This window comes from Pseudovibrio ascidiaceicola (assembly GCF_900114245.1).
In the GTDB taxonomy this organism is placed as follows: domain Bacteria; phylum Pseudomonadota; class Alphaproteobacteria; order Rhizobiales; family Stappiaceae; genus Pseudovibrio; species Pseudovibrio ascidiaceicola.
In genome coordinates this window covers 57,788-82,103 of the sequence record NZ_FOSK01000017.1, presented here as the reverse complement: position 1 = coordinate 82,103, position 24,316 = coordinate 57,788, and the positions used below count along the sequence as shown (strand labels likewise).

The window sequence follows — 24,316 nt, the reverse complement described above, 5'->3', positions numbered from 1 at the left end:
ATGAGCAAGAAACTAAACATTTTTGAGATGGGCCCGCGCGACGGCCTGCAAAATGAAAAAACGCTGATCCCGACAGCGAACAAGATCGAGCTGATCAACCGCCTCTCCGAGTGTGGGTTTGAAAAGATTGAAACATCCAGCTTTGTCTCGCCCAAATGGGTGCCGCAAATGGCAGATGCTGGAGAGGTTTTTGCAGGCATCACACGCAAGCCGGGCATTCGCTACACTGCGCTAACGCCAAATATCAAAGGCTATGAGCGTGCTAAGGCGTCTGGAGCTGACGAAGTTGCGGTCTTTGCATCCGCATCTGAGGGCTTCTCTCAAAAGAACATCAACTGTTCTATTGAAGAGAGCTTCGAACGCTTTGCTCCAATCGTAGACGCAGCAAAAGCAGACGGCATCCCGGTCCGCGGTTACGTCTCTTGCATCGTTGAGTGCCCATATGACGGCCCAACACCAGTCCAGAACGTAGCAATGGTTTCAGAACGTTTGCTGCAGATGGGTTGTTATGAGGTCTCACTCGGCGACACAATTGGCGCGGCAACTCCAGAAACCACAGAAGCGATGCTGGAGGCCGTTCTAAAAGTCATTCCAGCTGAGCAACTCGCAGGCCATTTCCACGACACCAAGGACTTGGCTCTGGCCAACATCATGTCCAGCATCAAAATGGGCCTTCGCACGTTCGATTCAGCCATCGGTGGTCTCGGTGGTTGTCCATATGCACCAGGAGCCAAAGGCAACGTCAGCACATTGGCCGTTGCAAAAATGGCAAAGCTACTGGACTACGACTCCGGCCTCAACATTGAGAAGCTGGAGCAAACGCAAGAGTTTATTCTCTCCATTAAAGAGGCGGCGGCGGCATGACTTATCAAAACCTTCGCATCGAAAAAGCAGACAACGGCATCACCACGCTCTTGCTGGCGCGCGCTGAAAAGCACAATGCTATGAACGCACAGATGATGGACGAACTGGTCGCTGCTGCTGAAGAACTGGACAACTGCGAGCAGACCCGCGCAATCATTCTGGCAGCGGACGGCGAAACTTTCTGTGCTGGCGGCGATCTCAAATGGATGCAAGCGCAGGCAGAGAAAGACCGCATTGGCAAAATGCAGGAAGCCAATCGTCTGGCAGGCATGCTGAAACGCCTCGACAACATGAAGAAGCCTCTGATCGCTCGTGTTCATGGTCCTGCTTACGGTGGCGGAGTTGGCATACTCAGCGTCTGTGATCTGGTGGTTGCTGCAGACAACACCAAGTTCGCGCTGACTGAGACCCGCCTCGGTCTGATCCCAGCAACCATCGGCACTTATGTTGTACGTCGCCTGGGCGAAGGTCACGCTCGACAAGTCTTCATGAATGCCCGCCCGTTTGGTGCGGAACGAGCCCATCACCTCGGTCTCGTCTCATTGGTGACAACACCAGAAGACCTGCACGCAGTAACACAGAAAGAAGCAGAAGCTTATTTGAACTGCGCACCGGGTGCCGTAGCCGACGCAAAAGCTCTTTGTCAGAATTTAGCTCGCATGCCGGTAGAAGATCAGATTGACTACACAGCAAATGCCCTAGCGGATAGATGGGAAACCACTGAAGCTCAGGCTGGAATTTCTGCATTCTTTGCTAAAGAAACACCACCGTGGCGTAAATAGATCTTCACTCTGATTGATTGACCTGCGGCATATGCACAAATGCTGAGTTTTTTCTTTACTTGCTGGGGCGCTTTGTTACATAGCATTTAGCGAAAAAACGAGAAAAGAATGCTGCCGACACTGCAATCTATCAGGTCAAAACAGGACTTTCACACCCTTGTCTTCATTGCAGGGACTGTTTTGCTGAACGCGATTGGTGCCGGATTGATCATTCCGGTGACCCCGGCACTCGTCGCAGAACTCAGCCAAACGACCATTGCAGATGCGGCACTCTGGGGTGGTTACATCGCGGCGAGCTATGCAGCAATGCAATTCCTTTTCGGTCCTGCTGTTGGCGCCATTTCCGACCGTTTTGGTCGTCGTCCAGTCCTGTTACTTTCTCTCGCTGTCCTGACAGTTGACTACCTGATCATGACCTTCGCAGGCTCCCTATGGGTTCTGTTCATTGGCAGGCTCTTCGCTGGAATAGCCAGCGCAACATACGCCACGGCCTATGCAGCTGTCTCCGACATCTCGCATAACGGCAAGCGCGCCACCCGCTTCGGCATGGTCGGCGCAGCCATCGGTTTTGGCTTTGTCATTGGCCCGGTCATCGGCGGGACACTTGCGCTCTTTGGCGTCCGAGTTCCCTTCTACATTTCCGCAGTTCTGATTGCGATAACCTTTGCTTACGGCCTATTTTATATGCCGGAAACTCTACCAAAGTCGGCGAGAAAGGCCATTCGCTGGCGCAGAGCAAACCCTATTGGCGCGGCCATGGACATCGCCCAGTCTCCTGTTCTGGTGTGGCTCTTCATTGCGCTCTTCCTGTTTGAAATGGCAAACTTTGTGTATCCGGCAATCTGGTCGTACTACACAATTGAAGCCTTCAATTGGACCACGGCTCAGGTAGGTCTCTCACTCGCTATCGTCGGCATTGGCTTCTCCAGCGTCAAAGGTGGTCTTATCCGCTGGATTATTCCGCGCAAAGGCGAAGCAAAGACCGTGCTTTATGGCTTCTTCTTCGCGGTGCTCGCACTGCTTGGTTTCGCATTCGCACCAAACACACTCACTGTTATCCTGCTCCTGCCACCAGCAGCGCTTGGTGCCATGATCCCACCTGCCATGATCGCCCTGATGAGCCATCACGTCTCTCAGGACAAGCAAGGCCGTCTGCAGGGCGCGCTGACAAGCATCATCGGACTTACGCTTGTGCTTTCCACCTTGATGATGACGCAGCTGTTCACCAGCTTCACAGCAGACAGTGCAGAGCTATACTATCCGGGCGCACCATTCCTGCTGGCCGCATCATTTATGCTGCTTGCCATTGGTCCATTCTGGGTTGGCCTGAGAAAGATCAATATCAGCGGCTGATCTCAAATGCCCTAGGATCCACGCCTACGCTGGAGAATGTCTCTGCAGATATTCATTTGTGGAGACAATATTGCTGCAAATGAACGACAGCGAAGCCATTATCGCTGCTTGCACAAACTCTTGCTGAGAAGACGTATCACAAGATCCCGGCTCCCGCGTCGCGCATGCATCATAAATAATCGTAATTGGGTATCCGAGTTCTGTCGTCGCATGTGCTGCAGCTGCAATGCAATCCTTGCTCATAGACCCGCAGATAACCAGTTCCTCAACATTTTCGTCATCCAGAATCTGCTTGAGATTGTTATTGAGGAAGATGTTGGAGGTATACTTGGTTACGATCGGTTCGTGCGGCAGCGGCTTCGCCATATCGTGGATCTCTGCGCCGATCGTACCTTCGACTGTAAAAGGCGCGTCTTTCTCTTTAAAATGATGCTGGATATGAACGATGGTTTGATCCTTAACGCGCGCATTTGTAAGCAGCATCTGAATGTTCTCCGCAGCCTCGAACTGCCCTTCCAACTCACATTTCCCACCGGGAAAGAAGTCGTTCTGACAGTCAATTATCAGCAACGCCGTTCTCGTCATCTTACGCTCAACACCTCACGTGACAGACCAACCCTGTAACAGTCTAATAGATATCGATTGACGGAACTCAGCTAGAAAAACCCGCATTTTTCATAAAACCTAGGAGTAAACACCAGACCTGATAAAGCCCGCACCACAAACCTGCTCAGTGCCCCAGATATTCCTCAGTCGAAATAACCTTGCCATAGGCAAATGAAAGCGCGGCCATAATCGCCCCTTGGACATATTTTGCGGGAACAACTTCCCCTTCAAACTCAAGGTCACATGTTGCACAAGCATCGTAGATAACGGTGATTGGATAACCAAGATCAACAGTCGCACGCGCTGCCGCATCAATGCACATATGAGACATGCCCCCGCAGATCACGATTTCCTCAACACCCACATCCTCTAAAATCTGCTGAAGGTTCGTGTTCAGGTAACTGTTGGCGGAATATTTGACCACCACATGCTCCCCCTCAGCGGGACTGCAACTATCATGCAGCTCTGCGCCGATGGTTCCCTCAACAAGGAACGGGGCGTACTTGTCTTTAAAGAAATGCTGGATATGGACAATGCATTCATCATTATCGCGAGCGTTCTTGAGCAAACGCTGAATGTTTGCAGCAGATTCAACCTGGCCCTCGAGTTCACACTTCCCCCCCGGGAAGAAATCGTTCTGACAATCAATAATGATTAGGGCTTTCTTGGCCATATCCCCTCAGGAGGTTGCTTATCCCAATCGTCGATTATGCTCCATTCAACGATTGAAGGAATTCATCGGTAGAAATCACGTTGCTATGCGCGAACCTTAAAGACGCCATCATCGCGGTGTGAACATGATCCGCAGGGACAGTTACGCCATTGAATTCAAGATCCTCTGTGGCACAGGCATCGTAGATGATGGTCAGCGGGTAACCCAGGTCAAGGGTCTGACGCGCAGTCGCGTTCACGCAGTTCTGGCTCATAGAACCACACATGACAATCTCATCAATACCAGCCTCAACGAGGATCTGCTGCAGGTTGGTATCCTTATAGCCATTCATATAGTTTTTAACGACAACAGGCTCCCCGTTCACGGGCCTGGCACACTCGTTAATCTCTACTCCTGGCGATCCCTCTACCAGATACGGCTCTGTTTTATCTTTGTACATGTGTTGAAGGTGGATGACGTTTTCGTCGTTATCTCGCACCACCTCAAGAAGACGGGCAATATTTTTTCCTGCTTCCACCTGCCCTGCTAAAGGACAGCTACCACCGGGGAAATAATCGTTCTGGCAGTCGACAATGATCAGGGCCCTTTTAGGCATAAGCACACCTCAGTCCTATTGGTCTTATTTGAGCAAACAATAAGGCCAACACGTTTAAGCATGCCGGATTTTAAAAAGCAGATTTTATAAAATCCCGACCTAACCTAGATCAGAAGCCAGCCTCAAGTGCCGGCTTCTGAAAGCAGCAAAAGCCTGCATTAAGCAGCCAGATACTCGTCTGTGCTGACAACTTTGCCGTATGCAAAAGCCAGTGATGCCATGAACGCACCGTGCACGTGCTTCGCAGGAATAGTTTCGCCGTTGTGTTCCATATCCAATGTCGCACAAGCATCTTCAATAATGGTCGCTGTATATCCCAGATCAACAGCACCGCGCACTGTTGCATCAATGCAGTTGTGAGACATAGAGCCGACAACAACCAGATGCTCAATGCCCTGCTCATCCAGCAATTCTTTCAGGTTGGTTTGCAGAAAGCTATTTGCAAACTGCTTGGTCACGAGCGGCTCACCATCCTGTGGCACCACATCATCATGAATTTTAACACCTTCAGTGCCTGCATTGAAGAACGGCGCATTGCCTGCTTCAACCACATGCTGAATGTGAATGACCGGTGTTTTCTTGCTGCGGCTGTCTTCCAACAGGCGCTTTACATTTTGAGCAGCTTCAACCTGCCCATTCAGCTCCCAGGCGCCACCAGGGAAATAGTCGTTCTGAACGTCAACAATAACCAGTGCGGATTTAGACATTTGTGCCTCCTTAGATTTGCTCTTGTCAGCAGCAAACCTAATCAACACCTCCAATCAACTCGATTGGCATATACGACATAAAACATGCTATAATTGCCACATGACTAGATCAGAGACACATCATCCTATCGGCATCCTGTCCTACACCGGCGCGCAACTCTCAGCGGTTTATGGGCTGATCGATATGTTCAACGCTGCCAGCAAAAGCAATGCCAGCAGCATTGAGGCAACCGTTCTTCACGAAGATCAGATCAGCTCAGTCGGAACCACCAGTTTCTCGGCGATAATCCTGCCTCCCAGTCTGGTTGATGATCACCCAACCGTCTCACCAGCACTCATCCAATGGCTCAAACACCAGCATGAGCATGGAGCCATTCTCTGCTCAATCTGCGTCGGTGCAATGCTACTCGCCGAAACGGGTATTCTCGATAACAGACCTGCGACAACCCATTGGGCAATCACCGAGGATTTTGCAAAGAAATACCCTTTGGTACAGCTCAATACTGACAAAATGATCGTCGACGAAGGCGATGTCATCACCGCAGGCGGTATCATGGCATGGACTGATCTGGGTCTCAGGTTGATCGATCACTTCATCGATCACACAACCATGCTCGAAGTCTCTCGCAGGTTTCTCATTGACCCGGCTGGGCGAGAACAGAAGAACTATAGTCGTTTCTACCCCAATTTCTCCCACGGTGATCAGGCTATTCTCAAAGCCCAACATTGGCTTCAGACCACCTATAAGAAAAAATTGACAGTACCCGAAATGGCAGAAAAAGCCGGACTGACAGGACGAACCTTCCAAAGACGGTTTGAAGTCGCGACAGGGCACACGCCAAACACCTATTTACAGCAACTACGCATAACTGAAGCACGCCAGCAGCTGGAGCAAACCAAACGGTCCTTCAACAAGATCGCATGGGACGTTGGTTACGAAGACCCAACAGCTTGCCGCCGCGTGTTCATCAAAACCACAGGCCTCAGCCCTGGTCAGTACCGACAAAAATTCGGATATCAAAGCACTGCAGCTTAATGAGGTTGGGTCAAAAACTCATCCGTCGAAACAACAGCCGCATTGGAAAAGATGAGAGAAGCCATAATTGAGGCCTGTACATCATCCACGGACACTTCACGCCCACGGAACTCCATGCAACTCGCTGCGCAGGCATCGTACACAACAGTCACCGGGTAACCGAGATCTAAAGTCGCCCGCGCTGTCTCAACAATGCAGTATTGTGTCATCGAACCGCAGATCACCAGATCATCTATCTTATGATCTGTCAGCAACTCCCGCAGGTTCGTCCCTTCTAGGGCATTGAAGTTATATTTGGTAACAATCGGCTCGCCATCTCTCGGCCAGACCATTTTATTGATCTCGGCACCAAAAGATCCTTCGGCCATGTAAGGTGACTTGGGGTCTTCATAAACATGTTTGATATGAATGACGAACTCATGGTGCTGTCGGGCATCCTTGAGTAACTGCACAATGTTAGTCGCAGCTTCCATCTGTTTCGGCAGCTCAAACTTCCCACCGGGAAAATGGTCGTTCTGGCATGCAATGATGAGCAAAGCGGTATTATGCGTCATACCCAACCCTCTACTGCGGATCCCAAGCTGGACGGTTCAGTTTCCCACGGGATACACGCAACAAGACTGAGAGCCTCAGCTAGATAGTCACCACCACAAAAGGCTCTAGTAAAAATTCACCAGCACGCATATTAGGAGCCAAAGTATTTAATCGACGCGCACACAAACAGTCGGATTTTAGAGAACTCTGAGGGTTAGCCACCCACTATGGTGCTCTGCGTGTTCCTTGATGATAAATCATGGACCACTGCTCATCCTCAAGCTTCCAAATGGATGTCCGCTGCGTCGCATTCTCGGCAATGCTGTAAAACACCTGAATGAGCCCCTCGCTCAACTCACGCAGCCGAAAATTCTCAATTGTTCTGACCGGATAATCCGCTGCCTCAGTCGGCAGCGCATCAAGCACCTGCGCTCGATCATATGTCCGGCCACTTGCACCAATCTCTATGAAGTCTGCATGCAGCAACTGGTCGAGCAGATGACGAGAACCTCGCACTGCCGGATCGAGCAATCGTTGCTCGAGTGAGAGAAGATTTGACTCCAGTGCTGTGAAGTCAAATTGCTTATCATCTTTGAATTTTTCAGTAACCCAGCCACCAAACCACAAGCCAGCTAGAATCAACCCAAATTGCGAAATAGCCCAACTAGCACCAAATTTAATGATGAGACCTTGAGGAGCTCTCTGCCCAAGTAAATTGAACATGCTTGCATAACTAAGAATGGCTTGCACTGATAAGAGGCTCAAAAAACACAAGACAGCCAATCCCAACACTGAATCAATGTTCAGCCTGACTTTCTGCCTCTCATAGATTTTATAACCAAGTAGAAAACTACTAACTGGGCCCATCGTCCAAGCGGCACGCCAAAACGAAATTTGTGCGTCAAAGATTTGAGCAATGATCATTCCGTAGACAAATATTATTGCAAGCATCAAAACATAAGTTATCGAAAACCGTCTAACATATTGAAAATAATTAATTTTTACATTTAACATCAAGACCTCAATGTAACGTGAGGGGTTATCTAACTTCCAAGCGACTTCCTACGCATTCCCATTGCGCTCACATTAGAACCTTAACTTCAGCCTTCTCAGCACCTCGTACTCCCTGCCTGAAGCCCAGCCAAATGAGCCCGAAGCTTAGCGCTTGTATCAATAATAATAAACCAACAGCCCGAACTGGGGTTAAAAGCACGCGGTCAAGATTTGGAAGCGAAAAGTAAACCAAGACACCGTCAATGATAAAGGTAATCAAACAGCAATAAGCGGCAAGTTTGGGCAAAATACGTTTATTCAGATGCTGTTTATGCTTCTTGGATATCGAATTTCCAACATTCATTCCAATTGAAAACCGAGCAACATAGCCAATGTATTGCAATGGGAGCACAACATCAAAGAACGTAAAACATACTATCGTAAGAATCATCAGGTTCACGCTGATGAGAAAATAAACCACTGCAAACATACGCAAGTAAGTCCATAAACTAATCTGCGAACTACCCATTACCACTACTCAAATCATCTCAATCATAAATTGCATTTATTATGACCTAAACCAAATTGAGGACAATAAAAAAACCCGGCGCCTCGCGACACCGGGTCTCTCACTTCTTGCAATGCTCTCAGCGATTAACCGCCGAAGTCGTCCAGCATGATGTCTTCACGTTCCACGCCCATATCAACCAACATGTTGATTACGGACTGGTTCATGATTGGAGGGCCACACATGTAGTACTCACAGTCTTCTGGCGCAGCGTGGTCCTTCAGGTACTCGTTGTAGAGCACGTTGTGAATGAACCCGGTGTAACCATCCCAATCATCATCTGGCTGCGGATCAGAAAGCGCCACATGCCATGTGAAATTCGGGAACTCTTTCGCCAGCTGGTCGAAGTCTTCAACGAAGAACATCTCTTTCTTGGAACGTGCACCGTACCAGAAAGTGATCTTACGATCGCGGTTCTCAAGACGTTTCAACTGATCAAAGATGTGCGAACGCATAGGCGCCATACCAGCACCACCACCGATGAACACCATTTCCTTGTTGGTTTCACGAGCAAAGAACTCACCAAACGGACCGGAAATTGTCACCTTGTCACCTGGCTTCAGGTTGAAGATGAAGGAGGACATCTTACCGGCAGGAATACCCTGAGTGCCAGGAGGCGGCGACGCCACACGAACATTCAGCATGATCATGCCTTTTTCGTCCGGGTAGTTTGCCATGGAGTAAGCACGTTCAACTGGCTCGTCCACGATGGACTCGTACTGCCAGAGATTGAACTTATCCCAGTCTTCGCGGTACTGCTCTTCGATGTCAAAGTCAGTGTATTTCAGCTTGTGCGCAGGCGCTTCAATCTGAATATAACCACCAGCGCGGAAGTTCACGTCTTCGCCTTCGGGCAGGTCCAGAACCAGCGCCTTAATGAAGGTTGCGACGTTCTCGTTGGAGCGAACAGTACACTCCCACTTTTTCACGCCGAACACTTCTTCAGGCACTTCGATCTTCATGTCCTGCTTCACAGCGACCTGACAGGAAAGACGGTCACCACAGCGTGCTTCACGCTTGGTGATATGGCTTTCTTCAGTTGCCAGAATAGAACCGCCACCCTCGTGCACTTTCACGCGGCACTGGGCACAGGTACCACCGCCACCACAGGCAGAAGGAACGAAGATTTTCTGATCTGCCAGAACGTTGAGAAGCTTGCCACCCGCAGGAACGGAGAGCGTCTTCTCACCATTGATACTGATCTGAACATCACCGGATGCAACCAGCTTGCTGCGTGCCATCAAAATGACGATCACCAGTGCAAGCACGATCAGAGTGAAGAGCGTAATGCCCCAGGTAAAGTCTTGCATCTACTCGTCCCCTTACAGCTTCACGCCTGAGAAAGCCATGAAACCCATAGCCATCAGACCAGCAGTGATGAAGGTGATGCCAAGACCCTGCAGTCCATCAGGAACATCAGAGTATTTCAGCTTTTCACGCACACCAGCCATTGCAGTAATCGCCAGCGCCCAACCAATACCGGAAGACACACCATAAACAGATGCTTCGCCCAGATTGTAGTCACGCTCCACCATGAACAGAGAACCACCCATAATCGCGCAGTTCACTGTGATCAGCGGCAGGAAGATACCCAGCGCATTGTAAAGCGCAGGGACATAGCGATCGAGGAACATCTCGAGGATCTGCACCACAGCAGCGATAACGCCGATGTAGGAGATCAGGCCCAGAAAGCGCAGATCAGTGCCTTCAAGCCCAGCCCATGCCAACGCATTGTCATTAAGCAGCGTGGTGTAAAGCACGTTGTTGATTGGCACAGTCAGCGCCTGCACAACAACAACGGAGATACCCAGACCCAGCGCAGTCTCAACCTTCTTGGAAACCGCAAGGAACGTACACATTCCAAGGAAGAAGGAGAGCGCGAGGTTCTCGATAAAGATCGCCTTGACGGCGAGGGAAAGAAGCCCTTCCATAATCAGTGAGCTCCCTCAGTTTCCATGATTTTATAGTCGCGCTTCTCAACCTGCGCAGGCTTCCAGGTACGGAAACCCCAGATCAGCAGGCCAATCACGAAGAACGCGGACGGAGGCAGCAGCAGCAGGCCGTTTGGCACATACCAGCCACCGTTGTTCACGGTCTCAAGGATCTGCACACCAAACAGGGAACCTGAGCCAAGCAGCTCACGAACAACACCAACCAGCAGCAGGATCAGGGAGTAGCCCAGACCGTTACCGATACCATCAAGGAAAGATGGGATTGGTGGGTTCTTCATCGCGTACGCTTCCGCACGGCCCATCACGATACAGTTGGTGATGATCAAACCAACAAACACGGAGAGTGTCTTGGAAATCTCGTAGAGATACGCCTTCAGAACCTGATCAACCAGAATAACGAGAGACGCAATAATCACCATCTGCACAATAATGCGGATAGAAGACGGGATCTGGTTACGCAAAAGAGAGATGAAGAAGTTGGAGAACGCTGTCACAAGCGTCACCGCAATCGCCATCACCAGCGCAACCTTCAAGGAAGAGGTTACCGCAAGCGCGGAACAGATGCCAAGAACCTGAAGCGTGATCGGGTTGTTATCGACCATCGGGTCCTTGAGCATGGACAAGTCTTTGCCAGCCATTACGCCTCTCCTTTTTTCAGATTGTCGAGGAAGGTCTTGAAGCCCTGCTCGCCCATCCAGAATTTGACGAGGTTGTCGACACCACGGGATGTCAACGTTGCACCTGCAATCGCATCAATGTGGTGTTTGGAGCCATCAATACCCGCTGGAGCAGATTTGCCGACACCGATGTCCACGGACCCGTTATCGCCATAAACCAGCTTGCCCGGCCACTGTGCCATCCATTTTGGATTGTCTACTTCCGCACCAAGACCAGGGGTCTCGCCATGGGAGTAAAAGCGCAGGCCGTAAACTTCATTTGCATCAGCATTCAGAGCGATGAAACCATAAAGCGTGGACCACAGACCGTAGCCATGTACTGGCAGAATGATACGCTCAATCTTGCCTGCATCATCGCGCAGCAAATAAACCGAAGCCAGTTTAGCCTGTCGTTTGATGGATGCCGGATCATTATCCAAAGCAATGGAAAGAACCGGATCTTTTGCAGCGGCGCGCTGGTCATAGGTCGCAGCGTCGGCCGCATCAGAGAACTTGCCAGTTGCAACATCAACAAGTCGCGGTTCAAAGGCACCAAATGCCTTTTCAACGTCGACACCAGCTTCATAAAGACCAGCAACCTTGAGGATGTTGGTTTTCTTATCTAGCGTTTTGTTGATTTCCTGCTGAGGCTTAAGCAGCACCGCAGCACCGGAAACAATCATCGAACAGATCAGACACAGAACCACAGCAACGGTAATCGTACGCGGAGCAGAGTCCAGAGGCATCGCGTTGAAGCGCGCCCAAAGGCCTGTAGGAGCTGTTGTGTTTTCAGCGTTAGGCATGGCGCTTCATCCTCCGTGTGATGTTCGCCTTCACAACGAAGTAGTCGATCAGCGGAGAAAAGATATTGCCGAACAGGATTGCCAACATCATGCCTTCTGGGAAGGCCGGGTTGATGACACGGATCAGAATGCACATCACGCCAATCAGGGCAGCGTAGATGTAACGGCCCGGATTTGTCATCGCAGCAGTCACAGGCTCAGTCACCATGAACACGAGGCCAAACATGAAGCCGCCAGTGACAAGGTGCCAATACCAAGGCATTGCAAACATCGGGTTGGTCTCAGAGCCAATCAGGTTCAGCAACAGGCTGAAACCAATCATGCCCGCCAGACAACCAAGAATGAGACGATAGTTTGCGATACCCGTGGTCACCAGGAACACACCGCCAAGAGCAATAGCAATCGTGGAGGTTTCACCGAAGGAACCCTGAATGGTACCGACGAAAGAGCTCATCCACGTGATGCCGTTTGCTGCCAGCCCCTGCATGCCGTCAGAGGCAGCAACACCCAGTGCAGTCGCACCGGAGAAGCCATCAACTGGCGTCCACACTGCATCACCAGACATAGCTGCCGGATAAGCAAAGTAGAGGAATGCACGGCCAACAAGCGCCGGGTTCAGGAAGTTTTTTCCTGTACCGCCAAACACTTCCTTACCGATCACCACACCAAACGCGATACCAAGACCAACCTGCCATAGCGGCGTAGAAGCTGGAAGGATCAGCGTGTAGAGCATGGAGGAAACAAAGAAGCCTTCGTTCACTTCGTGCCCACGCACAATGGCAAAGAGCACTTCGAAGATGCCGCCGACACCGAGCGTTACGATGTAAATCGGCAAGAAGTACAGCGCACCGTGCGCCATGTTGGCGAAGATGCTGTCCGGGTTAAAACCAATACCCAGCAGAGAGAGAATAAACGCTCTCCAACCAGCAGGCTCAGTAATGCCCATTGCGGCCAATGCAGAGTTTGTCTGCAGGCCAGTGTTGTACATGCCAAACAGGATCGCAGGGATCGTCGCCAGCACAACATACGTCATGACACGCTTCAGATCAGCGTGGTCACGAGCGTGCGGCGCAACGCTAGTCACTGTTTTTGGAGTGTAGATGAAGGTATCCACCATCTCATAGACGGCGTAAAACTTCTCGTACTTGCCACCCTTTTCAAAGAGCGGCGCAATACGATCAAACTTATCGCGCAAACTCACGGGTTAGCCCTCTTTCTCGATTTTATCAAGATTTGCACGCAGCGCAGCTCCGTATTCATTCTTGGAATGGCAGATGAAGGTGCATAGCGCCAAATCTTCTTCGTCCAACTCCAAAGCGCCAAGTTTCTGCGCCATGTCAGTGTCCAGCACCATCAAGGAGCGGAGCAGCTGAGTTGGAAGAACGTCGAGCGGCATGACCTTCTCATAAGTACCCAATGGAACGATTGCGCGGATGGAACCGTTCTTGTTGGTACCGAATGGGAACTGCAGCTTGGTGCGGAAGAACCCGGAAGGATGCACATTAAGGTTAGACCACTTCGTCATGAATGGGCGAACCCAGCCAACAACGTCTTGCTTGTGGTCTTCTTCCATCAGCGTCACCTGAGTGTGGTAACGGCCAAGGAAGGCAAACTGGTCGGCAGCAATAGTGCCGGAAAGGACGGACCCGGAAACGATACGAGCAGGAATGCCCGGCAGTGTTTCACCAGCCAGCAGATCATTCAGATCCGCACCAATGCGAGTTGTTACGAGGCGCGGCTTGGAAGCCAGCGGACCTGCAACAGAAACAACGCGGGAAACATCCAGTTCACCTGTCAGGAACAGGTTACCGATTGCGATGACATCCTGATAACCGATGGTCCAGACTGTCTTGTTTTCATTAACCGGGTCGAGGAAGTGAATGTGAGTACCCGCATTACCTGCTGGGTGCTTACCTTCAAAACTTTCCATCTGCACACCAGCAACGCTTGCACCCGGAAGGTTGTCCTTCGGGCTGTGGCAAACGAATGTGCGGCCATCGGTTAGTTTAGAGACAATCTGAAGCCCTGCTTCAAACGCGCCAGCATTCGCATTGATGATAACACCAGCATCCGCAGCAAGCGGGTTGGTGTCCATCGCAGTTACGAAAATGGAACGCGGCTGCGTTTCAAAAACCGGAACCTTGGAGTATGGGCGGGTACGGAAGCTTGTCCAAAGACCAGACTTGGCAAGCTGCTCACGAACGACAGATGCGTCCAGAGTTGCCAAAGCGCTGTTGTCAAACTTTGAGAAAGCGATCTGTTCTTCGTTACCATCATCCAGTTTGATGACAATGGTTTCCAGAACGCGACGTGCACCACGATTGACTGCTTCAACGACACCAGCACCCGGAGCAACATAGTTGATTTCAGGAGAGCGTTTGTCATTGAAAAGAGGTTGACCCTTTACGACGCGATCGCCTTCAGCAACCAACATACGCGGCTTCAACCCGTTGTAATCCCCGCCATTCACTGCAACACGGCGAACCTCTGGACCCTTGTGGATCTCTTGGTTCGGAGCACCGGTGATCGGCAGATCCAATCCTTTTGTAATCTTCATCCCTTACCCTGTCAGGCTTCTTATAGGGCAAACCACTAGATGTTCACGGGAGTATCTACGGGTAAATGATGCTAAGTCATTCTGCGAGTTACAAAATGCCGCGCATGCGGATTATTGACTTTCACAAGTCGAACCGAGATAAATCCCCCCACGGACCGTAATTTCAGCAACAAAGCCCGAGCATTGCTGAACGTCAGTCATCCATGGCTCCGGTTAGGAGTAACCGCCCGCATACCATTAAAGTGCGTTGCGGTCAGCTATTCCTACGGATTTATGCGGGCCAATACCCTGATATACCGCAAATTTCAATAGGGATTCGTGATATTGACGCAACGGCAACAAGGCTGTTTCGCGAAAATTTTATCTCAAATAAGTTTTCCCCTAACTTTTCACATGCACGTAGTACCACCTACTGATTTCTTCACCATCATCTATTGCTGATCTTTGCGACAGCAGTATCAAACCCTATTTAACTTGACAGAAAACCAGAATAAGCCGATTACGCGGGGAAATGAAAAAACTCTGAGGCCTAAATGCGCTTCCTCATTACAGCTCTCGTACTCATCTTTGTCACAGCATGTGTACCCAATGACAAAAGTCGCGAAGAAATCATACTTCACGGCAAAACCATGGGCACTACATTCAATGTCAAGGCCATCAAAGGGTCGTCCTCTGTAACCAAACAGGAACTGCAGCAGCAGGTTGACGAGGCTCTGGTTGGCGTCAATAAGGCCATGTCCAACTGGGACAAAAACTCCGAGATCAGCCGTTTTAACCGCTCCACCAGCACAGAATGGACGCCAATCTCCCGCGATTTCAGCATCGTGATGCAGGAGTCACTGCGCATTCATAACCTGACAGCTGGTTATTTTGACGTAACGTTGGCACCACTCATTGAGCTATGGGGCTTTGGCACCAAGCAGGATACCCCTCCTCAGCCAAGCCCACGCGAAATCCGCAACGCTCTTGAGTCAGTTGGCATGAGCACCATGCTGGAGTTTGAGACAGATCCACCAGCACTACGTAAGGTCAACACTGATACCACCGTCAATCTCTCCGCAATCGCAAAAGGCTTTGGCATCGACAAAGTTGCCTCTGTTATGGAGCAGAACGGCATCGACGAATACCTTGTCGAAATCGGCGGCGATCTGGTCACCAAAGGCAAAAACTCAAAAGACGAGCCGTGGGTCGTTGGCATCGAAAAGCCAGACTCCGCAACTCGTACGGTTCAGCAAATCGTACGAGTGAGCAACAAAGGCATGGCGACGTCTGGCGATTATCGCATATACAAGGAAGTCAACGGCAAACGCTTCTCACACATTATCGATGCAGCGTCCGGGCGCCCGGTAACGCATAAACTTGCATCGGTAACTATAATTGCTGACAATGCGATGCGCGCTGACGGTCTGGCAACAGCCCTCCTTGCAATGGGAGACAAGCGCGGCATGGCTCTGGCAGAGCGTGAAGGGATTGCCGCATTCTTCATCGTTCGTGAAGGCGACCACTTTATCACCCGGTCTTCCAGCGCGTTCAGAAAATTCGAGCAGTCTGCAGAGAAATAACGGAATATCGAAATGGCAACTTTCATCATCGCGTTTATCGTGCTGGTCCTGGTCGTAGCAGGAATGGCTATTGGCGCCGTTTTCAGAAACAAACCGATCACAGGCAGCTGCGGCGGCTTGAACGCGATTGAAGGCGCAGACCACTGCATCGTCTGTAAACGCGAAGTTGACCCGAACAGCCCGCTTCGTGAAAAGCTGCAGCCGTGTAAGCGCAAGCAAGCGATGCAAGAGCAGAGCGCAGCTTAACCGCGATCCATTTCAAGACGTTACGAGGGGCCGAAAGGCCCCTTTTGCATATCTACTATTTGCCCTCGGTATAATCTCGCGCCACGTCCGGGCCTTCACCACCAATCAGCTTGGCAAAGAAACCGGCGACAATCCCGAAGCCGACACCAATGGCGACAAAGCCAATGCCAAGAAACAAACTGCCGAGCGTCGGAAACAGCCCCTGCCCGATCGACGTCAGACTATCCCCGCCAATCAGCCAGAGCAGCAAGTTCATCCATCCGCAAATGAAACCACCGGAGAACCAGCTCGGCATGATGGACTTCAACAAAGGCAGATAGTTGATGACCCCGATCAACGCCACCAGACCACCAAGCGTAATGCACCACAGGATCAGACCGAACTGAACCACAAACGAAACATTCAGGTTAAGCAACGCGATGAAGTAGAGGCACAGGAGCCCAAAAGCCAAGCCAAACAACTTGGCTGTGATACCTCGTCTGATCAATGATGGCTTCGAAAACATACTCTTGGCTCCAATAAGTTTCTCGCGGCAGACCTCTGCCATTTGAGAGCTATCATATACCAAGGCTCTTAAAACTAGTTTTCTGCAACCAGAAAGTTATCTGCTCGCCCAGCCAAAATCAAAAACGCCGAACACCAGCAGCAGAAAGCTCGATAAGGCAAGCAACCCGAAGACCCAACACCGAAGTTTCCACCGCGCACCCTGAAGCTTCCAGGCATCTCTGAACAGACGCCCACTCAGAATGAACACAACAAGCAGGACCACTCCAACCCATGAGGGCATTGCGCCAAAGAAGTTTGAGAGCTGATCCATTTCGCCTCCGTGTGTTAATCGCCTCTCTTTAGGTCTACGGCACGGAAAACGCAAATAGTCTTAGCGTAAAGCGAAAAGCCACCGCTCTACTCAAAAATCAAAGCACCCAATTCCTCAACAGCACTTAGGTGGCAAACACCCGATTAATCTATCTCCACCAACGGTGATACTGCGCTTCAGGACCCTGTATTCTCGCCGTTTTCTAGAAGCTTAGAACCTCTGAACCACAGCAAACTTACATGTACCTTTCATATCTATTTTTTATATCTCATTGACCTTTTCACGAAGTCAGACTACAAGGCCCACGAAGAAAAGAGCTCGCTTGCCATTTGCCGCCTCATGGTCCCCCGTTATGGTTTCATGAGTGAGCGGAAGCGATGGGTAGGGCAACAAAGCTCTTGCTTTACAGATAATGACCCTCCTCGAAAGAAATACTAAATGACGATACCTGAAGGGGTTGCCCCAGCGCTTTCTACCGCACTAGAAAAGCGCGAATACACGTCTCTAACCCCGGTCCAGACAGCCGTTCTTGATGAAAAACTGAAAGGCAAAGACCTTTTGGTTTCTGCTCAGACAGGCTCTGGTAAAACAGTTGCATTCGGCATCGCTATTGCGCCGGAACTGCTGGGTGATGAAGAGCGTATGGGCCGTGCGAACGAACCTCTTGCATTGTGTGTTGCGCCAACCCGTGAACTGGCTATCCAGGTTTCTAAAGAACTGGAATGGCTCTACGGCGAAGCCGGTGCTCGTATCACCACTTGTGTTGGTGGTATGGATATGCGCCGTGAACGCCGCAATCTTTCTGCAGGCGCACACATCGTAGTCGGCACCCCAGGCCGCCTGCGTGACCATATTGAACGTGGTTCCTTTGATACTTCCTCACTTCGCACAGTTGTACTGGACGAAGCAGATGAAATGCTGGACCTTGGCTTCCGTGAAGACCTCGAATTCATTCTTGGCGCTGCACCACAAGAACGCCGCACCCTGCTGTTCTCCGCAACTGTTCCTCAGCAGATTGAAAGCCTCGCAAAACGCTTCCAGCGTGATGCACAGCGCATTTCAACAGTAAGCAATCGCGAACAGCACGCTGATATTGAATATCGCGCAATGCAGGTCGCACCAAACGACCGTGAAAACGCGATCATCAACGTCCTGCGTTTCTACGAAGCTCAGAACACCATCATCTTCTGCGGCACCCGCGAAATGGTGAAGCACCTGTCTGCCCGCCTCGGCAACCGTGGCTTCGCAGTCGTTGCTCTCTCCGGTGAGCTGAGCCAGGCAGAACGTAACCACGCTCTTGGCGCTATGCGTAATGGCCGGGCCCGCGTTTGTGTGGCAACTGATGTTGCTGCACGCGGCATTGACTTGCCAAACCTGGATCTGGTGATCCACGCAGACCTGCCAAACAACGCAGACACCCTGTTGCACCGTTCTGGCCGTACTGGTCGTGCAGGCCGTAAGGGCGTTTGTACTCTGGTTGTTCCACACACCCGCCGTCGCACTGCAACACGCCTTCTCGGCTTTGCAAAAGTGAAAGCGGAATGGGCTCCAGCGCCAACAGCCGATGAAATTCGCAACAAAGACCGTGAGCGCATCCTTGCGTCCTCCGATCTGCAGGAAGCACCGAGCGAAGAAGATCTGCCAATGGTGAAGGAACTTCTTGAGAAGTTCACCGCTGAGCAAATCGCAGCTGCTTACATGCGCCAGATCCATCAGGGTCTGCCTGCACCAGAAGAACTGCTGGCAACAAGCAACAATTTCGATAGTGAGCGTGAGCGCAAGCCACGCAAAGACTTCGACAACGGTGTTTGGTTCCGCCTCAACGTCGGTCGCAAACACAACGCTGAACCGCGTTGGTTGCTGCCAATGATCTGCCGCGCAGGTCACATCACCAAAAAAGACATCGGCTCCATCCGCATCTTTGATGCAGACGCCCGTTTCGAACTCGACGCAAAACTTGCTGACAAGTTCCTGGAAACTGTCAAAGAAAACGGTACTGGTGAAAAATCAATCACCATCACCCGTATCGAAGGCAATCCAGAGCGCAGCAGCAGTGGTCGCCCAGGTGGCAATCGCAACAACCGCAGTGGCGGTGGTGGCGGCGGTTACCGTGGCGAAGGCGGTCGTGGCGAAGGCGGACGCGGCGGTGAAGGCCGTGGTCGTGGTCGTCGTGAAGGCGGCGGTGGCGGTGGCTACCGTGGTGGCGAAGGTCGTGGCCGTGGTGGCGAAGGCCGTGGTCGTGGCGAAGGCAAGCCAGGTGGCGGCAAAAGCTTCCGCGATAACCGCGGCGGCGAATAAGCCTCACATTCCAAGATTTGAAAAACGGGCCTTCGGGTCCGTTTTTTTATGCCTGCATAGACCTCTCCCCACAAACACCAACACCACCACATGGCATCCCATGCAGTGTTGAAGCTAGAGTTCCCGATAATTGGGATGAGCAAGGCGGCAGGCAATACCTGCGCTACTTATTGAAACTAATTCTTCGGCATTGGCTACACGCCTTGCCCGGGCTTTCTTTAAATGAACAACGTCGCCTCTTTTGCCTATAAGGCACGATAGTCAGTTTCCTGAAAAGACAGTGGCTTATCCAGTCAGGTTTCCCTAGCCAGACAGTTCCTCCGTCTTTGATAGACACTTTCGCAAAAGCAGGTTTTACTGCCGGTACTCTTGTATCTATCACCGCGTGATACCCTATAGTCCTGGGCCCTTCCCCTCAAACCATGCGGCCACGTTTGAAGTTCGGTTCACCGGACCACTGAAAGGTGCGTTACGTCTCCCAGAAGCCCCGCCCAACCTACGACAAACTGACGGTCGCTCCGCCAGCAGCCCGTTACGTAGGCATAGGTTCAGAGTATGGGAGGATTTCAGGAGGGGAATAAGTTTTTTGAGACAGTCCACCCCACCCATCGATGTCATCCCGGGCGAAGACCCGGGACCCATACCCCCAGTATCAGAGATTAGCCGAGCGCCTCAGTAAAATAGTAAAGCAATCGGTTATAGATCCCGGCTCAAAGGCCGGGATGACACAGGAGGAAGCCGACGGGCTGACGCGCAAAAAGCCCGCCCTCATCATCCCGCACTCAATGCGGCACCCAGAGCCCCCACCAACGCCTACACGCACAGTACTGGATACCGGATCACCGCTCCGCTCATCCGGCATGACGGAGGTGGTGCAGCAAGCAGGCAAGGTGTCAATCGCTTCCCCTCCCTCATCATCCCGCACAAGCGCAGCGCGATGCGGGCCCCAGAGCCACCCCACCAACGCCAGCATCCGTACGCTAGTTGTTTCACATTGCCCTCACCTCTGGTGTCATCCCGGCCCCCGAGCCGGGACCCATACAGTGATTGCTTCAAACCGCGAATGTCGTGCTTGCCGTGACCTCACCATGGGTCCCGGGTCTCCGCTACACTCCGCCCGGGATGACAGTGATAGGAAACCGATTGGCTAAGGAGTAAAACCACTTTTGTGCAAGCACATGATAAGCATCAGCTCAAAACTCTGAACACCGCTTCTCTTCACACTGCATTCCCCCCCGTGTCATCCCGGCCCCCGAGCTGGGACCCATACAGTGATTGCTACAAACCGCGAATGTCGTGCTTACCGTGACCTCATCATGGGTCCCGGGTCTCTGCTACGCTCCGCCCGGGATGACAGTGAGAGGAAACCGATTGGCTAAGGAGTAAAACCACTTTTGTGCAAGCACATGATGCATCAGCCCAAAACTCTGCACACCGTATGCAGCGCCCCACCGCCGCCGTCATCCCGGCCCCCGAGCCGGGACCCAGAGCTCCACGCACCAGCAGTCATAGAACCGGAACACCAAATCTCCGCTCCGCTCGTCCGACATGACGACAGAGGCCTCCAGCACACGGACTCCACGCCGAGCCGCTACTCAAAGCAGGTCAGAACATCTCTCTCAAAGTACGGCTCTTGGTTAACCCAGAACATGTAGTCCACCTTCATAAAATCTTTCGCAAAAGCATGAAGCAGCGGCACAATGTTTTGGTCATTTTCGATCACCTCAGTGGTGCCCGTCCGTCCCGTATAGTTCCCATCCTGAATAGCAATCCCGAGAGGTGCGGTGTACGCCCGCTCATGCATCATGGCGATGGTATGGTTCAGCTGACCACGACGCTTGAACATAAGATCCGGCGCCCCCAGACCAACACCAACGCTTTCGCCATATTCATAGATTGAATTCAGGTAGCCCTTATCTTCGAAGGGAAGCCACTCGCCCGGCATAAAGTTCGCGTATTGCATCGACACAGACGTCGGAAACGCAGCCTTCATCGCAGACATATTGCCTTTCAGCGCTTCAGAATATCTGGCCGGACTGAACTGCTCATCATCCGCAGCAGACACCCCAATGGCTGTCTCCTGCAAATTGATGCCCTCAATCCGCCCATCAAAGGCTTTCCCCAGCGCCTGAAGAAGCTTGGTAAACCGCTCCTGCACCTTGCTGTTCCAACGCTTTGCGACCCAACCTTCCGGCTCGTTGTTATCGTCAAACTGATAAACAGCGCCGCCTGCATACTCATCAGAAAGAAGATAGTCAGGAACAGGCACGTAGCCCGGGTCAAACGAAGCATCCTGAAGCTGGACGAACAGCGTTTTGCCTTTGGACTCCAGATACGCCAAATCCGCTTCAATCAGAGAAAAATCATAGTTTCCCTCAGAGGTTTCAAGCGCGCGCCACGGATACATGATCTGCGCGCCTGCAAACCGGGAGCTCTCCAAAAACGGATGCTCCTCAATCGCTTCACGATCTCTGGCAAAATAAACAAAGTGTTTGATGCTGTCCGGAGCGATTGGACAAGCAGCACCCAGATACTCTTTGTAAGCCTCTGCATACCGATCCGCAGGATTCTTCCACTTGGCGAACGCAGAAGGAGACGAAAACGAAAAAAGCGCAACAAGGCCTAAGGCAACTGATTTGCGCACGCTGATAACTGGCATAGGGAAACGACCTGACGTCTATCGAGAGTAGAGCCCCAGAAAAGCGCTCAACTTTGTCGACAAAGAGGCCTACAGCACGTCATCGCCAGTTTTCACAGTGCTTAATGGCAAACATTGCCCGCTATACCGAAAATCCCTGACGCTTCAGCTGCTGAATGATCTGATCAATCTTCTGCAAAAACTGAGATCGGTCTTTCGGTGAGAACGGGCGCGGCCCACCTGTCTGCTCCCCAAAGCTGCGCAAATCTTCCATCAGGTTACGTGTCGCCAGCGCCATGCCAATGGAAGCTTCATCAAACACTTTTCCTTTGGGGGACAGCGCAAGCGCACCAGCCTTCACCACGCGGTCAGCCAGCGGAATATCCTGCGTCACAACAATATCACCCGGCACGGCCCGCTCAGCAATCCAGTCATCCGCAACATCAGGCCCGTCAGGCACAATCACCCGCTCCACGTCCATGTCGCGCGGCGTGTTGATGAAACTGTTGGCAACAACAAACACCTTCAGACGATACCGGTCAGCAACCTTGTAAATCTCGTCTTTGACGGGGCACGCGTCCGCATCAATATAAATAAGTATCTTTTTAGCGCTGGTCACAGCAGCTCTTCTCCTGCATCGCAGTGTATTCTCAAAAAGAGGTTCCGGTTTTCGGATGAGAATACGCTCAAATCAGCCCTTTAGTCGCGCAGGAGCAATCACTTTGTCAATCAGACTTGCCATTTCAAGCACATGCCAGTCACGTCCAGCCCGTCCAATCAACATCAAACCGGTCCCTGGCATGCCATGCGGGTTCATGGGAACAGTCGCAGCACACCCATCAACCCAGTTCACCGCACGCGTGTTCTGCGAAAGCTGACAGCCAAATTTCTCCGGATTGCTATCAACATCCTCAAGCAGCGGCGCAACAGTCGGCACCGTCGGCGCAATCAGAATATCAAACTTGCCCGCCATCTCTTTAAAGGCACGAATAGCTTCCACCCGCTTTGAGCGTGCCTCTTCCATCTCCTTGCTCGTCACCTCAGTCGACTTGAGGATCCGCTGCACCACATAAGGATCACCAGTCTCTTTCAGACCTTCCAGATACCCGCCAATCAAAGCAGTGGTCTCGTAACTGCAGATCGTCCCAAGGAACGTCGCGCTATGGCACAAGACAGGCTCCGAAACCGGCGCAATGATAGCCCCCGCATCCCGGATCGCCTGCATCGAGCGGTCAAAATCCGCACTCACCTGCGTATCCAGCCCCTCAGCCAACGGCGAAGCCACAAGCCCCACATGCAATCCATCAAGGCTCTTTATCTTGCGCGGAGCAAGACATTGCCCGGAAAGCACCGCCTGCAAACGGGTACACATATGCATTGATCGCGCAATAAAGCCGACCGTATCAAAGGAAGGACAGACAGAGAAAAGCCCCTTGGTCGAAATCGTCGCCCGCGTTGGCTTAAAACCGTAAAGCCCATTAAGCGCTGCCGGAATACGCACAGACCCGCCAGTATCCGTTGCCAACGCTGCATCACACAGCCCCAGCCCCACACTTGCAACAGCGCCCGAGGATGAACCTCCGGGAATGCGTGCAGGATCAATTACATTTGCAGGGGACCCAAAACAGGGATTGAGCCCAAGCCCCGTAAAACCCAACTCACTCATATTGGTACGGCCACAGGTAAACGCCCCTGCTGCTTTCAGAGCAGAAACCACCTTGGCATCTTCACAAGCCGGAGCCCGACCACGTAGAAACGGCGAGCCTGCACTGGTGACAATGCCGGTTTCATCAAACAGGTCTTTGAGAGAAACAGCCACGCCATGCAAAGGCAACGAGTCATGCGCTTCTTTCTGCCGTTGATCGGCAGCTTCAGCCGCACGCATAATCCTCTCGGCATCAAACTCCAGAAACACACGCTCTACACATCCATCAGGCAGGTCCATTGCCCGATCAATATATCGGCGCGCTACATCTACCGCTCTGAAATGTATACGAGGATCTGTCGACAAGTTATCTCCACTCATCACGCATGCATATTTATCGCACTTTGATGGTTGTCGCCTGTTTTCCTCGT

General features: G+C 51.7%; 25 protein-coding genes. 7 read left to right on the top strand and 18 right to left on the bottom strand.

Going from position 1 to position 24,316, the window contains the following annotated elements; genetic code table 11:
- From BM231_RS24200 to BM231_RS24190, 3 genes are all read left to right on the top strand, one after another.
- On the top strand, positions 1 to 864 hold the full coding sequence (locus BM231_RS24200) for a hydroxymethylglutaryl-CoA lyase (protein WP_093523635.1): 864 nt from the start codon (positions 1 to 3) through the stop codon (positions 862 to 864).
- Entirely contained in the window at positions 861 to 1,646 is a 786-nt protein-coding gene (locus tag BM231_RS24195; RefSeq protein ID WP_093523633.1) for an enoyl-CoA hydratase-related protein, read from the top strand. Before BM231_RS24200 ends, BM231_RS24195 begins: the two co-directional genes overlap by 4 nt.
- A 108-nt stretch (positions 1,647 to 1,754) precedes the next feature.
- Positions 1,755 to 2,999, top strand: coding sequence for a TCR/Tet family MFS transporter (locus tag BM231_RS24190; RefSeq protein ID WP_093523631.1), 1,245 nt, complete (start codon positions 1,755 to 1,757; stop codon positions 2,997 to 2,999).
- A gap of 24 nt (positions 3,000 to 3,023) precedes the next feature.
- On the opposite strand, the gene BM231_RS24185 is transcribed toward BM231_RS24190, so the two are convergent.
- The 4 genes from BM231_RS24185 to BM231_RS24170 form a co-directional block, all read right to left on the bottom strand.
- On the bottom strand, positions 3,024 to 3,584 hold the full coding sequence (locus BM231_RS24185; protein WP_093523629.1) for an isochorismatase family protein: 561 nt from the start codon (positions 3,582 to 3,584) through the stop codon (positions 3,024 to 3,026).
- A gap of 145 nt (positions 3,585 to 3,729) precedes the next feature.
- Positions 3,730 to 4,278 (bottom strand): cysteine hydrolase family protein, encoded by a 549-nt coding sequence (locus BM231_RS24180; protein WP_093523627.1) that lies wholly within the window; start codon positions 4,276 to 4,278, stop codon positions 3,730 to 3,732.
- A gap of 34 nt (positions 4,279 to 4,312) precedes the next feature.
- Positions 4,313 to 4,873 (bottom strand): cysteine hydrolase family protein, encoded by a 561-nt coding sequence (locus tag BM231_RS24175; RefSeq protein WP_093523625.1) that lies wholly within the window; start codon positions 4,871 to 4,873, stop codon positions 4,313 to 4,315.
- Between the two features lie 158 nt (positions 4,874 to 5,031).
- Positions 5,032 to 5,580, bottom strand: a complete 549-nt coding sequence (locus tag BM231_RS24170) for a cysteine hydrolase family protein (RefSeq protein ID WP_093523623.1) — start codon at positions 5,578 to 5,580, stop codon at positions 5,032 to 5,034.
- Positions 5,581 to 5,680: 100 nt separating this feature from the next.
- Here BM231_RS24170 and BM231_RS24165 point away from each other — a divergent pair, with 100 nt between their 5' ends.
- Complete coding sequence (locus BM231_RS24165) at positions 5,681 to 6,616, top strand: GlxA family transcriptional regulator (RefSeq protein ID WP_093523621.1); 936 nt, start codon at positions 5,681 to 5,683, stop codon at positions 6,614 to 6,616.
- On the opposite strand, the gene BM231_RS24160 is transcribed toward BM231_RS24165, so the two are convergent.
- From BM231_RS24160 to BM231_RS24120, 9 genes are all read right to left on the bottom strand, one after another.
- Positions 6,613 to 7,170, bottom strand: a complete 558-nt coding sequence (locus BM231_RS24160) for an isochorismatase family protein (protein WP_063313076.1) — start codon at positions 7,168 to 7,170, stop codon at positions 6,613 to 6,615. The genes BM231_RS24165 and BM231_RS24160 overlap by 4 nt on opposite strands.
- 205 nt (positions 7,171 to 7,375) lie before the next feature.
- Positions 7,376 to 8,164 (bottom strand): nuclear transport factor 2 family protein, encoded by a 789-nt coding sequence (locus tag BM231_RS24155; protein ID WP_093523619.1) that lies wholly within the window; start codon positions 8,162 to 8,164, stop codon positions 7,376 to 7,378.
- Positions 8,165 to 8,231: 67 nt separating this feature from the next.
- Entirely contained in the window at positions 8,232 to 8,672 is a 441-nt protein-coding gene (locus BM231_RS24150) for an ABZJ_00895 family protein (protein WP_093523617.1), read from the bottom strand.
- A 125-nt stretch (positions 8,673 to 8,797) separates the two neighbouring features.
- Positions 8,798 to 10,021 (bottom strand): NADH:ubiquinone reductase (Na(+)-transporting) subunit F, encoded by a 1,224-nt coding sequence (nqrF, locus tag BM231_RS24145; protein ID WP_093523615.1) that lies wholly within the window; start codon positions 10,019 to 10,021, stop codon positions 8,798 to 8,800.
- 12 nt (positions 10,022 to 10,033) lie between these two features.
- Positions 10,034 to 10,642 (bottom strand): NADH:ubiquinone reductase (Na(+)-transporting) subunit E, encoded by a 609-nt coding sequence (gene nqrE, locus BM231_RS24140; protein WP_057465438.1) that lies wholly within the window; start codon positions 10,640 to 10,642, stop codon positions 10,034 to 10,036.
- A 2-nt stretch (positions 10,643 to 10,644) separates the two neighbouring features.
- The gene (locus BM231_RS24135; RefSeq protein ID WP_057465439.1) at positions 10,645 to 11,301 is read right to left on the bottom strand and encodes an NADH:ubiquinone reductase (Na(+)-transporting) subunit D; all 657 of its coding nucleotides are present in this window, start codon (positions 11,299 to 11,301) and stop codon (positions 10,645 to 10,647) included.
- Positions 11,301 to 12,122 (bottom strand): Na(+)-translocating NADH-quinone reductase subunit C, encoded by an 822-nt coding sequence (locus tag BM231_RS24130; protein ID WP_093523613.1) that lies wholly within the window; start codon positions 12,120 to 12,122, stop codon positions 11,301 to 11,303. Before BM231_RS24130 ends, BM231_RS24135 begins: the two co-directional genes overlap by 1 nt.
- Positions 12,115 to 13,323, bottom strand: a complete 1,209-nt coding sequence (locus tag BM231_RS24125; RefSeq protein ID WP_063301437.1) for an NADH:ubiquinone reductase (Na(+)-transporting) subunit B — start codon at positions 13,321 to 13,323, stop codon at positions 12,115 to 12,117. Before BM231_RS24125 ends, BM231_RS24130 begins: the two co-directional genes overlap by 8 nt.
- Positions 13,324 to 13,326: 3 nt before the next feature.
- A complete protein-coding gene (locus tag BM231_RS24120; RefSeq protein WP_093523611.1) occupies positions 13,327 to 14,679 on the bottom strand; it encodes a Na(+)-translocating NADH-quinone reductase subunit A in 1,353 nt (450 codons plus the stop codon).
- A gap of 533 nt (positions 14,680 to 15,212) precedes the next feature.
- Between BM231_RS24120 and BM231_RS24115 the strand changes: the two genes are divergently transcribed.
- Positions 15,213 to 16,241 (top strand): FAD:protein FMN transferase, encoded by a 1,029-nt coding sequence (locus tag BM231_RS24115; protein ID WP_093523609.1) that lies wholly within the window; start codon positions 15,213 to 15,215, stop codon positions 16,239 to 16,241.
- A gap of 12 nt (positions 16,242 to 16,253) precedes the next feature.
- Positions 16,254 to 16,487, top strand: a complete 234-nt coding sequence (nqrM, locus tag BM231_RS24110) for a (Na+)-NQR maturation NqrM (protein WP_093523607.1) — start codon at positions 16,254 to 16,256, stop codon at positions 16,485 to 16,487.
- A gap of 55 nt (positions 16,488 to 16,542) precedes the next feature.
- Here the strand turns inward: nqrM and BM231_RS24105 are convergent, their stop codons facing one another.
- Complete coding sequence (locus BM231_RS24105; RefSeq protein WP_208860617.1) at positions 16,543 to 16,992, bottom strand: hypothetical protein; 450 nt, start codon at positions 16,990 to 16,992, stop codon at positions 16,543 to 16,545.
- 96 nt (positions 16,993 to 17,088) lie between these two features.
- On the bottom strand, positions 17,089 to 17,304 hold the full coding sequence (locus BM231_RS24100) for a hypothetical protein (protein WP_063291484.1): 216 nt from the start codon (positions 17,302 to 17,304) through the stop codon (positions 17,089 to 17,091).
- Between the two features lie 438 nt (positions 17,305 to 17,742).
- Between BM231_RS24100 and BM231_RS24095 the strand changes: the two genes are divergently transcribed.
- Entirely contained in the window at positions 17,743 to 19,602 is a 1,860-nt protein-coding gene (locus tag BM231_RS24095; protein ID WP_093523603.1) for a DEAD/DEAH box helicase, read from the top strand.
- Between the two features lie 1,591 nt (positions 19,603 to 21,193).
- Here the strand turns inward: BM231_RS24095 and BM231_RS24090 are convergent.
- From BM231_RS24090 to BM231_RS24080, 3 genes are all read right to left on the bottom strand, one after another.
- Complete coding sequence (locus BM231_RS24090; protein ID WP_093523601.1) at positions 21,194 to 22,261, bottom strand: hypothetical protein; 1,068 nt, start codon at positions 22,259 to 22,261, stop codon at positions 21,194 to 21,196.
- A gap of 121 nt (positions 22,262 to 22,382) precedes the next feature.
- Complete coding sequence (locus BM231_RS24085) at positions 22,383 to 22,859, bottom strand: YaiI/YqxD family protein (RefSeq protein ID WP_057465450.1); 477 nt, start codon at positions 22,857 to 22,859, stop codon at positions 22,383 to 22,385.
- A gap of 72 nt (positions 22,860 to 22,931) precedes the next feature.
- A complete protein-coding gene (locus tag BM231_RS24080) occupies positions 22,932 to 24,251 on the bottom strand; it encodes an amidase (RefSeq protein WP_208860616.1) in 1,320 nt (439 codons plus the stop codon).
- Positions 24,252 to 24,316 lie beyond the last annotated feature (65 nt).